The organism is Streptoverticillium olivoreticuli subsp. olivoreticuli (assembly GCF_003391135.1).
GTDB classification, from domain to species: domain Bacteria; phylum Actinomycetota; class Actinomycetes; order Streptomycetales; family Streptomycetaceae; genus Streptomyces; species Streptomyces blastmyceticus.
Window position 1 is genome coordinate 8121823 of sequence record NZ_CP031455.1, and the last position, 12037, is coordinate 8133859.

Below are 12037 nucleotides of genomic sequence, written 5' to 3' on the forward strand. Positions count from 1 at the left end.
GATTGCCCTGCGGTCGTTCAAGTGTGCCCGGCGCCCGTAGAGTTGAACCTCCGACGAACGAAGGGGCAACCGCGGAGTGAAGCGCTTTGACTGGCTCAAGGAGATCCGGCGGCTCGATCCGGAGAAGGACTTCCTGCGGATCTACCGGATCACCGCGACCATCGAGTTCCCCTGGGACGTGACACGCGCATTGGAGCTCGCGCTCTACAGGACCTATGCCGTGCCCAGTATCGGACGCCTCCTCGACGCGACCGGAGAGTTCCCCGGCCGCACACAGAAGCGCTATGACGACACGGCGCTGCTGCTGGACGCGGTCGTCGAGCACGGCTTCGACCACGAGAGCGGCCGGTCGGCGATCCGCCGCATCAACCAGATGCACCGCGGCTACGACATCAGCAATGACGACATGCGCTACGTCCTGAGCACCTTCGTCGTCATCCCCGGAAGGTGGATCGACACGTACGGCTGGCGTCGCCTGTCCGAGCACGAGCGGCACGCGCTGGCCGCGTACTACCGCACCCTCGGCCGGCACATGGGCATCCAGGACATCCCCCGGTCGTACGCCGACTTCCAGCGTTACCTCGACGACTATGAGGACGCCCATTTCGGCTGGGACGCAGGCGGGCGGAGAGTCGCGGACGCCACCCTCGACCTGATGGCGTCCTGGTATCCGTGCAGCCTCGCCCCGCTGGTGCGTGGCGCGAGCCTGGCCCTGCTGGACGACCCGCTCCTGCGCGCGTTCCGCTATGAGCAGCCGCATCCCGCCGCCCGCGCGCTGGCACGCGGTGCCCTGCGCGCCCGGGCGAAGGCCGTACGTCTGCTCCCTCCCCGCCGGACTCCCCACTACGTCCGTCAGAACCCCGAGATCAAGGGCTACCCGAACGGCTACGACATCGCCGCGCTCGGCACGTTCCCCGCACCCTGGACCGGTGCCAAGATCCCCACGTGCCCGGTGCCTCACGGTCGCCCCGGCCCGGACACCACGGAGTGAGCCGCCTGCCTCCCACCGCTGCCGAATCCCGGCGCAGGACTCACTAGACTCACCGGAGCTACCGGTGGGTTCAAAGGGGGAGAAGGCATGCGGCAGGCGGAATTCGGGACAGAAGGTGCCCAGATACGCTGGACGGAGGCGGACGGGCACGGCCCCGCACGCGTCTATGTCCACGGCCTGGGATCGGCTTCGTCCGTGTACCACGCCCACATCGCCGCCGACGCGACGCTCGCGGGCCGCCGTTCCCTCTTCGTCGACCTGCCGGGGCACGGCATCAGCGACCGTCCCGCCGCGTTCGGCTACACCCTTGAGGAGCACGCCGACGCGCTCGCCGCGGTCCTGGACGCGGCCGGGGCCGCGGGCGCCGAGATCGTCGGCCACAGCATGGGCGGGGCGGTCGCCATCGTGCTCGCGACCCGGCGCCCGGACCTGGTCTCACGCCTCGTCCTGGCCGAGGCGAACCTCGACCCGAATCCGCCCCGGACGGCCGGGAGCAGCGGCATCGCGTCCTATACGGAGGTGGACTTCGTGCGGGGCGGAGGCTTCACGGAGACGCTGGAACGGGTCGGCCACGTATGGCGGGCGACGATGCGGCTGACCGACCCGACGGCCCTGCACCGTTCCGCGGCCGGGCTGGTCCGCGGCACCGACCCCACAATGCGCCGCCAGTTGATGGAACTGACCATTCCGCGCACCTATCTGATGGGGGAGTTGAGCGGTGACCTGCCGGAGCGTGCCGAACTGGCCGCATCCGGAGTGGACGTGGTGACCGTGGCCGACGCCGGGCACAACATCATGTTCGACAACCCCACGGCCTTCGTCGCGGCGGTCGCGGGGCAGCTTGCCCCGATGTCGTAACTCCGCCCCGGTCCTGCGCCCCTCCGGGGCGGGGGCGCCGTCGCGGACCGGTCGAGCCGGGGCCGCCGGACGATCTCTAGTCGGCCACCGAGGCCAGGGCCACGACCTTGTCGATCCGGACACGGACCACCAACTCACCGGGCACGCCATTACGTGCTCCGTACTCCTCCGCGCGTTCGTCGCCCATATAGCGCGCGGCGGTTCTGGTCGCCCAGGCGCGTACCTCATCGAGGTCGTCGCTCAACTCGGCGCGCCCTTGCACGGTGACGAACGAGAACGGGGGCCGGTCGTCGTCCACGCAGAGCGCGATCCGGCCGTCGCGAGCGAGGTTGCGGCCCTTGACCGTGTTTTCGCCGGTGTTGAAGACCAGGTCGTCCCCATCGAGCACAAACCAGATGGGCGCGATGTGCGGGCTTCCGTCAGCGCGAACCGTCGAAAGCTTTCCGGTGCGGGTACCCATGGAAAGAAAGGCGTGCCACTCGTCCTTGCTCATTTTCTGTGCCATGTCCCCATCTTGTGCCAACTGGCGCACAGACGTGTGCCGACAGGCCGGGCGGGTTGCCGACAGCGCGCAGGTGAGCGAGGCTGGCACGGCAGTCACGGGGAACGGCGGAACGGGGAGGCGGGGCATGGCACTCAGCAAGGGGCTCGACTGGATGCTGGACGACCTGACCGAGCGCGTCGAACACATACGCCACGCATTGGTGCTGTCCAACGACGGACTGGTGACGGGCGCGAGCGCGACTCTCGAAAGGGAGGAAGCCGAGCACTTGGCCGCGGTCGCCTCCGGACTGCACAGCCTGGCCAAGGGTACGGGTCGGCAATTCCGGGCGGGCCGGGTGCGACAGACGATGGTCGAATTCGACGAAGGCGTCCTCTTCGTGACAGCCGCGGGCGAAGGGAGCTGCCTCTGCGTCCTCGGCGGGCCCGAGGCCGATATCGGCCATGTCGCCTATGAAATGACCCTCTTGGTCAACCGGGTCGGCGAGCATCTGGGCGTGGAGACGCGACAGCAAGACGTTCCTCGCGGAGAGACCGACCGCAAGCCCTGACCGGAGTTATCCACAGGGTGAACGCGGTGTCGCACTCCGCCGCTACAGTCGTCACTGTCAGTGATTGATCCGTGGTGGGGAGGGCGTCATGACAGTGCAGCAATGCCAGGAGCCGGGCACGGCGGCGGTGGGGATCCCGTTCGGGCGGGCGGCCCGGGAGCTGGAGCTCAAGCCGCGTGAGTTCGAACTGGCCGTGCAGCTGGGCCATGTACGGACCGTCGTGTTTGGGCCCGGCGGGCGACGGCGGGTCCCCCGTGACGAGATCGAGAGGCATACGGCCGCGACCGGGTTTCCCGACACGCTCCGTACCCGGGTGTGGGTGGTCGGCACCGCCGAGGGCGCCGAACTGATGGGCATCAGCCCGGCCCGGTTCGGGCGCCTCGCGAGGGCGGGCTGCTTCGCACCCGTGAGGTTCTACGTCAACAGGTATCGCGCGGTGGTCTGGCACTATCTCGCGGCCGATCTCGTGGAGTTCGCCGACGCGAACCCCGACCTGCTCACCGGCCGTACCCCTCCTGCATTGCGCACGGCCCTGGCGGAGCGAGAGGACAGGCGGGCCCGGACCTGGCGCGCCCGACGGATCGACCAACTGCTGGCCCTGGCCGAGGACCCATGGGAACGGGCCGCGGTCATCGCATCGGTCCTCGGCCCCGAGCAGTTGGCCGACGCCGTCCCCGACCCCTATGAGCGTTCCTACGTGAGCACGATGCGCCCGGAGCTCGCCCACGGGCGCCCGAATGCCGCGGCCGGTCGCGAGGTCATCGACAAAGTGACCCTGGCAGCGGAACCGGACGAGATCGAGGGGTACCGGCGCAGGCTCACCATCGCGCTCACCGAAGCCCGCGAGGTCCGGCACGCGCCGAGACCGGAGGGGGCACGGACCGCCGAGACGCCGACCGCCCCCACCCGGGCGGCAGCGGAACCCACGGTCACCACGGCAGGGCCACCCGCGAGCAGGGCCGGCGGAACACCGGTGGTGCGACAGGCGAAACCGTCGGGGCTCCGCGCGCTGTGGAGATGGCTGCGACGGGGGAACACGGAGCCCACCCGCGACTGACGCCGCTCAAGGCACCTTGCGGAACAGGCCTTCCTGCATCACCGACACCAGAAGTCTGCCCTCGCGGTCGAAGATCTGGCCGCGTGCCAGCCCCCTGGCCCCGGTGGCGATGGGTGACTCCTGCTGATAGAGAAACCACTCGTCGGCGCGGATGGGCCGGTGGAACCACATGGCGTGATCCAACGACGCCAGGTCGAAACCACGCGGTCCCCACAGCGGCTCCACCGGGATGCGCACCGCGTCGAGGAGCGTCATGTCGCTGGCATAGGTGAGGGCGCAGGTGTGCACGAGTGGATCGTCACCAAGCGGTCCCAGGGCGCGCATCCATACCGCGCTGCGCGGTTCCGCGTCGGCCAGGTCCCGCGCCGTCCAGCGCAGTCGGTCCACATAGCGGATGTCGAAGGCGAGCCGGCGCTCCATGTGCCGCAGGGCGTTCGGCAGCTCGCCGCCGAGGTGCTCGCGGATCTCGTCGGCGAGCCGTGGCAGAGCCTCCGGGGCCGGCACCTCGGGCATCGCCACCTGATGTTCGAAACCCGGCTCGGGCTGATGGAAGGAAGCGGTGAGATTGAAGATCGTACGGCCCTGCTGGACGGCCACCACGCGACGCGTGGTGAAGGACCGCCCGTCGCGGACCCGCTCCACCTGGTACACGATCGGCACGCCCGGCCGACCCGGGCGCAGGAAGTACGCGTGCAGCGAGTGGACCGGGCGGCCACCGTCGGTGGTCCGCCCGGCCGCGACCAGCGCCTGCCCGGCGACCTGTCCGCCGAACACCCGCTGGAGGGACTCGTCCGGGCTGCGGCCCCGGAAGATGTTCAGATCGATCTGCTCCAGGTCGAGCAGACCCACCAGACGGTCGGTGGGACTGGTCATCGCTACTCCTCTGCTGGTGCGGCGCTCGCGGGCGGCGCCTCGGACGCTACAGCTGACCCACGTCCATGACGCGCACCACCGCGCGGCCTTCCTCGTCGGAAGCCGCGAGATCCACCTCGGCGGAGATGCCCCAGTCGTGGTCGCCGTTCGGGTCGGCGAAGGTCTGCCGGACCCGCCACAGACCGTCCTCGGGCTTCTCCTCGATGCGCAGCAGCTTCGGTCCCCGGGCGTCGGGGCCGGTGCCCAGCTCCTCGTACTCGTCCCAGTACGCGTCCATGGCGTCGGCCCAGCGGTCCTCGTCCCACCCGGCTTCGGCGTCCATCTCGCCGAGCTCGCCGACCTTGTCGAGCGCGGCGAGCTCGACACGGCGGAACAGCGCGTTGCGCACCAGCACCCGGAAGGCGCGGGCGTTGGAGGTGACGGGCTTGACCTGGTCGGCGCGCTCCTGCGCCTCCTCCGCCGTCTCGTTCTCGGGGTTGGCCAGCTGCTCCCACTCGTCCAGCAGGCTGGAGTCGACCTGCCGGACCATCTCACCGAGCCAGGCGATCAGATCCTCGAAGTCGTCGGACTTCAGGTCGTCGGGAACGGTGTGGTCCAGTGCCTTGTACGCCCCCGCGAGGTAGCGCAGCACGATGCCCTCGGTCCGCGCGAGGTCGTAGTAGGAGGTGAACTCCGTGAAGGTCATGGCCCGCTCGTACATGTCGCGGATGACCGACTTCGGGGACAGCGGGTGGTCGCCGACCCAGGGGTGGCTCTTGCGGTAGACGTCGTAGGCGTGGGAGAGCACCTCCTCCAGGGGCTTGGGGTAGGTGACGTCCATGAGGCGCTCCATGCGGTCCTCGTACTCGACGCCGTCCGCCTTCATCACCGCCACGGCCTCGCCCCGCGCCTTGTTCTGCTGGGCGGCCAGGATCTGCCGTGGGTCGTCCAGCGTCGACTCGACCACCGAGACCATGTCCAGGGCGTAGGACGGGGACTCCGGGTCGAGGAGCTCGAAGGAGGCGAGCGCGAAGGTCGACAGCGGCTGGTTGAGCGCGAAGTCGGACTGGAGGTCGACCGTCAGCCGTACGATCCGGCCCTCGGCGTCGGGCTTGTCGAGCTGTTCCACCACGCCGCCGTCCAGCAGCGAGCGGTAGATGGCGATGGCGCGACGGATGTGCCGGAGCTGGTTCCTGCGCGGCTCGTGGTTGTCCTCCAGCAGGCTGCGCATCGCCTCGAAGGCATTGCCCGGTCGCGCGATGACCGCCAGCAGCATCGCGTGGGTGACCCGGAAGCGGGAAGTGAGCTGTTCCGGCTCGGAGGCGATGAGCTTCTCGAAGGTGTTCTCGCCCCAGTTGACGAAGCCTTCGGGAGCCTTCTTGCGGACCACCTTGCGGCGCTTCTTGGGGTCGTCGCCCGCCTTCGCCAGAGCCTTCTCGTTCTCCACGACGTGCTCGGGTGCCTGGGCGACGACGAAGCCCGCCGTGTCGAACCCGGCCCGCCCGGCCCGCCCGGCGATCTGGTGGAACTCCCGGGCGCGCAGCGTCCGCACCCGCTGGCCGTCGTACTTCGTGAGCGCGGTGAACAGCACGGTGCGGATGGGCACGTTGACCCCGACGCCCAGCGTGTCCGTACCGCAGATGACCTTCAGCAGACCTGCCTGTGCCAGCCGCTCCACGAGCCTGCGGTACTTGGGCAGCATGCCGGCGTGGTGGACGCCGATGCCGTGGCGGACGTAGCGCGAGAGATTCCGGCCGAACTTGGTGGTGAAGCGGAAGTTGCCGATCAGCTTGGCGATCTCGTCCTTCTCCTCGCGCGAGCACATGTTGATGCTCATCAGCGCCTGCGCCCGCTCGACGGCGGCCGCCTGGGTGAAGTGGACGATGTATACCGGCGCCTGATGCGTCTGCAGCAGCTCGGTCAGGGTCTCGGTCAGCGGCGTCGCGCGGTATTCGTAGGACAGCGGAACGGGACGGGTCGCCGACCGGACCACGGTGGTGGGCCGCCCCGTGCGCCGGGCCAGGTCCTCCTCGAACCGGGAGACGTCGCCCAGCGTCGCGGACATCAGGACGAACTGGGCCTGCGGCAGTTCGAGCAGGGGGATCTGCCAGGCCCAGCCCCGGTCCGGTTCGGCGTAGAAGTGGAACTCGTCCATGACGACCTGGCCGATGTCGGCGTGCTTGCCGTCCCGCAGTGCGATGGAGGCGAGGACCTCGGCCGTGCAGCAGATGATGGGCGCGTCCGCGTTGACCGACGCGTCACCCGTGAGCATGCCGACGTTCTCCGTGCCGAAGATCTTGCACAGGTCGAAGAACTTCTCCGAGACCAGCGCCTTGATGGGCGCGGTGTAGAACGTCACCTGGTCGTTGGCCAGCGCGGTGAAGTGCGCTCCGGCGGCGACGAGGCTCTTCCCCGAGCCGGTCGGCGTCGAGAGAATCACGTTCGCGCCGGAGACCACCTCGATCAGTGCCTCCTCCTGGGCGGGGTACAGCGTGATACCCCGCTCCTCGGCCCAGGTCGAAAAAGCTTCGAAGAGGGCATCGGGGTCGGCATGGCTCGGCATCTGATCGATAAGGGTCACCCCTCCATACTGCCTGGCCCAGGGGCGTATCAGAGAACCGGGCGGTCGGGCGATGATCATCGGGCGCTACGCTGAGTCGCCGACCTGGCGTCAGAAACGCGAGACGTCGGCCAACAAAAGGGGTGAAACGACCATGATGGGACCGGCGCACTCGCTCTCGGGTGCCGCTGCCTGGCTGGGAGTGGGGGCCGCGGTCGCCGCCGCCGGTCACCCGATGCCGTGGCCGGTGCTGGTCGTCGGCGCGCTGATCTGCGCCGGTGCGGCACTCGCCCCGGACCTCGACCACAAGTCGGCGACCATATCGCGGGCCTTCGGCCCGGTCTCCCGTTCCCTGTGCGAGATCATCGACAAGCTGTCGCACTCCGTCTACAAGGCCACCCGGGGCCATGGCGACCCGCGCCGCAACGGTGGCCACCGCACCCTCACCCACACCTGGCTGTGGGCGGTGCTGATAGGGGCCGGCGCCTCGCTGCTGGCGGTGACCGGCGGCCGCTGGGCGGTGCTGGGCATCCTCTTCGTCCACCTCGTGCTCGCCGTCGAGGGGCTCCTGTGGCGGATGGCCCGGACATCCAGCGACGTCCTGGTGTGGCTGCTCGGCGCCACCGGCGCCTGGATACTGGCCGGGGTCCTGAACCAGCCGGGCAACGGCTCCGACTGGCTGTTCGGCGGCCCGGGCCAGGAGTACATCTGGCTGGGTCTGCCCATCGTCCTCGGCGCGCTCGTGCACGACATCGGCGACGCGCTGACCGTCTCCGGCTGCCCGATCCTGTGGCCCATACCGATCGGCCGCAAGCGCTGGTATCCGGTGGGCCCGCCGAAGCCCCTGCGCTTCCGGGCGGGCAGCTGGGTGGAGCTGAAGGTCTTGATGCCGGTGTTCGTCCTGCTCGGAGGAGCGAGCGGGCTCGGCGCCCTGGAACTGATCTGATCTCCCGGGGCCCGGCCCGCCACCGGCTACCGGTGCCAGGAACGCCACAGCGCCGCGTACGCGCCGTCCGCCGCGACCAGCTCGTCATGGCTGCCCAGCTCGGTGATGCGGCCGTCCTCCGCGACCGCGATCACATCCGCGTCGTGGGCGGTGTGCAGCCGGTGCGCGATGGCCACGACCGTACGCCCCTCCAGGACCCTCGCCAGCGAGCGCTCCAGGTGTCGCGCCGCCCGAGGATCCAGCAGCGACGTCGCCTCGTCCAGCACCAGAGTGTGCGGGTCGGCGAGGACGAGCCGGGCCAGCGCGATCTGCTGGGCCTGGGCAGGGGTGAGCGAGAGGGCACCGGACCCGACCTCGGTGTCGAGTCCCTGGTCCAGCGCCCGCACCCAGGCATCCGCGTCCACGGCGCCGAGTGCGGTCCAGAGCTCGCCGTCCCCGGCGGTCGTACGGGCGAGCAGTAGATTGTCGCGCAGCGAGCCCACGAAGACGTGATGCTCCTGATTGACCAGGGCCACATGCCGCCGCACGCGCTCCACGGGCATCCGCGCCAGCTCGGCGCCACCGAGCGTCACCGCACCGGAGCGCGGGGCGTAGATCCCCGCCAGTAGCCGCCCCAGCGTCGACTTGCCCGCTCCGGACGGTCCGACGAGTGCCACCCGGCTGCCCGGCCTGACCTCCAGGGACACCCCGTGCAGCACGTCGCTGCCCGCCCGGTACCCGAACCTGACCTCGTCCGCCCGTACGTTCCGGCCCTTCGGCTCCGTGCTCTCGCCCCCGTCCTCGGGTTCGATCTCACGGACCCCCACCAGCCGGGCCAGCGATACCTGAGCGATCTGGAGCTCGTCGTACCAGCGCAGGATCAGCCCGATCGGATCGATGAGCATCTGCGCGAAGAGCGCGCCCGTCGTCAGCTGACCGACCGAGACCCACCCCTGGAGGACGAAGACACCACCGATGATCAGCACCGAGCCGAACACCAGCGTGTGCGTCACATTGATCACCGGGAACAGCACGGAGCGCAGCCACAGTGTGTAGCGCTCCCACTGCGTCCACTCCGAGATCCGCCGGTCGGACAGCGCGACCCGGCGCGCGCCCAGCCGGTGCGCCTCGACGGTCCGCCCCGCGTCCACGGTCTCCGTCAGCGACGCGGCGACCGCCGCGTACCCCGCGGCCTCGGACCGGTAGGCACTCGGCGCCCGCCGGAAGTACCAACGGCAGCCCGCCACCAGCACCGGCAGCGCGACCAGCACGCACAGTGCCAGCGGCGGCGCCGTCAACGCCAGCGCGCCCAGCAGCAGCCCCACCCACACGAAGCCGATCGCCAGCTGCGGCACGGCCTCGCGCATGGCGTTCGCCAGCCGGTCGATGTCCGTGGTGATGCGGGACAGCAGATCGCCCGTACCCGCGCGCTCCAGAACGCCCGGAGGCAGCGCCACCGACCGGACGAGGAAGTCCTCGCGCAGATCCGCCAGCATCTCCTCGCCGAGCACCGCCCCGCGCAGCCGCACCAACCGTACGAACAGGGTCTGCACGGCCAGAGCAACGGCGAACAGCGAGATCGTGCGCCCCAGATGAAGGTCCCGCACGCCCGACGACAGGTCCTCGACCAGACCACCGAGCAGATACGGGCCGACCATGGAAGCGGTCACGGCCAGCGCGTTCACCGTCACCAACAGGACGAAGGCCTTCCGGTGCCTGCGCAACAGCCCGCGTACGTAGGCCCGCACGGTCGACGGCGCGGCCACGGGCAAGGTGGTCGCCGACTCCGGTGCCGCCGGGTCGTGCGCCGGTGGCGCCACGCCGATCATGCCGACTCCTCGATGTGTTCGATCTTCTTGAGCTCGGTGAGCTCCGACTCCAGTTCCGCGGTTCCCGCGGTCTTCTCCGTGTCGCTCTCCGCGTCTGTCTCCCGTGTGACGACAGCGCGATAGGCGACATCGCACAGCAGCTCACGGTGCGTGCCCTCGGCCGCGACGGAGCCCTGTTGCACGAACACCACGCGGTCCGCCCGGTCGAGCAGCAGCGGACTGGAGGAGAACACCACGGTGGTACGGCCCGCCCGCAGGGCCTTCAGCCCGTCCGCGATCCGCGCCTCCGTGTGCGAGTCCACGGCCGAGGTCGGCTCGTCGAGCACCAGCACCTGAGGATCGGTCACCAGCGACCGTGCCAGTGCCAGCCGCTGGCGCTGCCCGCCCGAGAGCGAACGGCCGCGCTCGGTGATCCGGGTCCGCATCGGATCACCGGAATCGTCCGCCGATGCCTGCGCCAGTGCGGTCAGCACGTCACCGCACTGCGCCGCGGCAAGCGCCGCGTCGGCGCCGACGGCCCCCGAAGCCGGCACGTCCAGCAGCTCCGCGAGCGTTCCCGACAGCAGCACCGGGTCCTTGTCCTGGACGAGCACTGCGGCACGGGCCGCGTCCAGCGGGAGTTCGTCCAAGGCCACGTCACCGAGCCGGGCCGAAGCCACACCGGTGCTGTCGCCCGTCGCGTGCCCGCCCAGCCGGTCGGCCAGTCTTCCGGCGGCATCCGGGTCACCACAGACCACCGCGGTCAGCAGGCCCGCCGGTGCGAGCACTCCGCTCGCCGGGTCGTGGAGGTCGCCCGCCGGTGCCGGGCCGTGGTCCCCGTCGTCCGGCGCCGGTACGGTGCGCCGCAGCGCGAGCACCTTCGCCGCGCGTGCCGCGGACGGACGGGAGAAGGAGTACGCCATGGCGATCTCCTCGAACTGACGCAGCGGGAAGAGCAGGAAGGTGACCGTGCCGTAGACGGTGACCAGCTCACCGACGCCGATGCGGCCGTCCTGGACCAGCCTGACGCCGTACCAGACCACCGCGATCAACAGCAGCCCCGGCAGCGCCACCTGAACAGCGGCGATCAGCGCCCACATCCGGGCGCTGTGCACGGCTGCCTTGCGGACCTCCTGCGACGCGCGCCGATAGCGGTCCAGGAACAGCTCCTCGCCGCCGATGCCCCGCAGCACCCGCAGTCCGGCCACCGTGTCCGAGGCCAACTCCGTCGCCCGGCCCGCCTTCTCGCGCTGCTCGTCCGCCCGCTTCGTCGCACGGGGCAGCAGCGGCAGCACGGCCAGCACCAGGACGGGCACACCGATCGCGACCACGACGCCCAGCGCGGGCTGGTAGATCACCAGGGCCACGCACACCGCCACAGTGGTGAGCGCGGCGGAGGCGAAGCGCGACAGCGCCTCCACGAACCAGCCGACCTTCTCGACGTCACCGGTCGAGACGGCGACCACTTCACCCGCTGCGACCCGCCGGGTCAGAGTGGCTCCCAACTCGGCCGTCTTACGGGCCAGCAGCTGCTGCACCCGGGCCGCCGCCGTGATCCAGTTGGTGATGGCCGTACGGTGCAGCATCGTGTCGCCCACGGCGATGAGCGTGCCGAGCAGCACCATCAGACCACCCGCCAGAGCCAGCCGTATGCCCGACCGGTCGACGACCGCCTGCACGGCGAAGCCCAAGGCCACCGGCAGTACGGCCACGGACGCCATGTGCAGGGTGCCCCACAGCATGGCCTTGATCTGGCCCGCCAATTGGTTCCGCCCCAGCCAGAGCAGCAGGCGCGGGCCGGAACGGACATCGGGCCGACCTGGATCGGGATAGGGGAGATCGCGAATCTGCATAACATCCCGAGTTCGAGTGGAGGGTGGGAGCGCTGAAAGGTTCGCGCCACCGGAGTGCCGCATTCAACTGGTTTTTCCGCA

The 12037-nt window shown here is 70.1% G+C and carries 10 protein-coding genes; 5 read left to right on the top strand and 5 right to left on the bottom strand.

The window, feature by feature from the left end; genetic code table 11:
• The first annotated feature begins 76 nt into the window (after nt 1-76).
• Entirely contained in the window at nt 77-991 is a 915-nt protein-coding gene (locus tag DXZ73_RS35285) for an oxygenase MpaB family protein (protein WP_116214995.1), read from the top strand.
• Between the two features lie 87 nt (nt 992-1078).
• A complete protein-coding gene (locus DXZ73_RS35290; protein ID WP_116214996.1) occupies nt 1079-1849 on the top strand; it encodes an alpha/beta fold hydrolase in 771 nt (256 codons plus the stop codon).
• A gap of 76 nt (nt 1850-1925) precedes the next feature.
• Here the strand turns inward: DXZ73_RS35290 and DXZ73_RS35295 are convergent, their stop codons facing one another.
• A complete protein-coding gene (locus DXZ73_RS35295; protein ID WP_116214997.1) occupies nt 1926-2354 on the bottom strand; it encodes a PPOX class F420-dependent oxidoreductase in 429 nt (142 codons plus the stop codon).
• 124 nt (nt 2355-2478) lie between these two features.
• Here DXZ73_RS35295 and DXZ73_RS35300 point away from each other — a divergent pair, with 124 nt between their 5' ends.
• A complete protein-coding gene (locus DXZ73_RS35300; protein WP_116214998.1) occupies nt 2479-2901 on the top strand; it encodes a roadblock/LC7 domain-containing protein in 423 nt (140 codons plus the stop codon).
• 88 nt (nt 2902-2989) lie between these two features.
• Nucleotides 2990-3958 (top strand): DUF6397 family protein, encoded by a 969-nt coding sequence (locus DXZ73_RS35305; RefSeq protein ID WP_240351635.1) that lies wholly within the window; start codon nt 2990-2992, stop codon nt 3956-3958.
• Between the two features lie 6 nt (nt 3959-3964).
• On the opposite strand, the gene DXZ73_RS35310 is transcribed toward DXZ73_RS35305, so the two are convergent.
• Nucleotides 3965-4831: an acyl-CoA thioesterase gene (locus DXZ73_RS35310; RefSeq protein ID WP_116214999.1), complete on the bottom strand. Its 867-nt coding sequence runs from the start codon at nt 4829-4831 to the stop codon at nt 3965-3967.
• 46 nt (nt 4832-4877) lie between these two features.
• Complete coding sequence (locus DXZ73_RS35315; protein WP_116215000.1) at nt 4878-7391, bottom strand: DEAD/DEAH box helicase; 2514 nt, start codon at nt 7389-7391, stop codon at nt 4878-4880.
• Between the two features lie 133 nt (nt 7392-7524).
• Between DXZ73_RS35315 and DXZ73_RS35320 the strand changes: the two genes are divergently transcribed.
• Complete coding sequence (locus DXZ73_RS35320) at nt 7525-8316, top strand: metal-dependent hydrolase (RefSeq protein ID WP_116215001.1); 792 nt, start codon at nt 7525-7527, stop codon at nt 8314-8316.
• A gap of 26 nt (nt 8317-8342) precedes the next feature.
• On the opposite strand, the gene DXZ73_RS35325 is transcribed toward DXZ73_RS35320, so the two are convergent.
• Nucleotides 8343-10124: an ABC transporter ATP-binding protein gene (locus tag DXZ73_RS35325; RefSeq protein ID WP_116215002.1), complete on the bottom strand. Its 1782-nt coding sequence runs from the start codon at nt 10122-10124 to the stop codon at nt 8343-8345.
• Nucleotides 10121-11956, bottom strand: a complete 1836-nt coding sequence (locus DXZ73_RS35330; protein WP_116215003.1) for an ABC transporter transmembrane domain-containing protein — start codon at nt 11954-11956, stop codon at nt 10121-10123. Before DXZ73_RS35330 ends, DXZ73_RS35325 begins: the two co-directional genes overlap by 4 nt.
• Between the last annotated feature and the right edge of the window lie 81 nt (nt 11957-12037).

What these genes read in the sequence shown, in the direction of transcription:
- DXZ73_RS35290 (WP_116214996.1), top strand. Translation starts at nt 1,079, where the DNA reads ATGCGGCAGGCGGAATTCGGGACAGAAGGTGCCCAGATACGCTGGACG.
- DXZ73_RS35295 (WP_116214997.1), bottom strand. Translation starts at nt 2,354, where the DNA reads ATGGCACAGAAAATGAGCAAGGACGAGTGGCACGCCTTTCTTTCCATG.
- DXZ73_RS35300 (WP_116214998.1), top strand. Translation starts at nt 2,479, where the DNA reads ATGGCACTCAGCAAGGGGCTCGACTGGATGCTGGACGACCTGACCGAG.
- DXZ73_RS35305 (WP_240351635.1), top strand. Translation starts at nt 2,990, where the DNA reads ATGACAGTGCAGCAATGCCAGGAGCCGGGCACGGCGGCGGTGGGGATC.
- DXZ73_RS35310 (WP_116214999.1), bottom strand. Translation starts at nt 4,831, where the DNA reads ATGACCAGTCCCACCGACCGTCTGGTGGGTCTGCTCGACCTGGAGCAG.
- DXZ73_RS35320 (WP_116215001.1), top strand. Translation starts at nt 7,525, where the DNA reads ATGATGGGACCGGCGCACTCGCTCTCGGGTGCCGCTGCCTGGCTGGGA.
- DXZ73_RS35325 (WP_116215002.1), bottom strand. Translation starts at nt 10,124, where the DNA reads ATGATCGGCGTGGCGCCACCGGCGCACGACCCGGCGGCACCGGAGTCG.
- DXZ73_RS35330 (WP_116215003.1), bottom strand. Translation starts at nt 11,956, where the DNA reads ATGCAGATTCGCGATCTCCCCTATCCCGATCCAGGTCGGCCCGATGTC.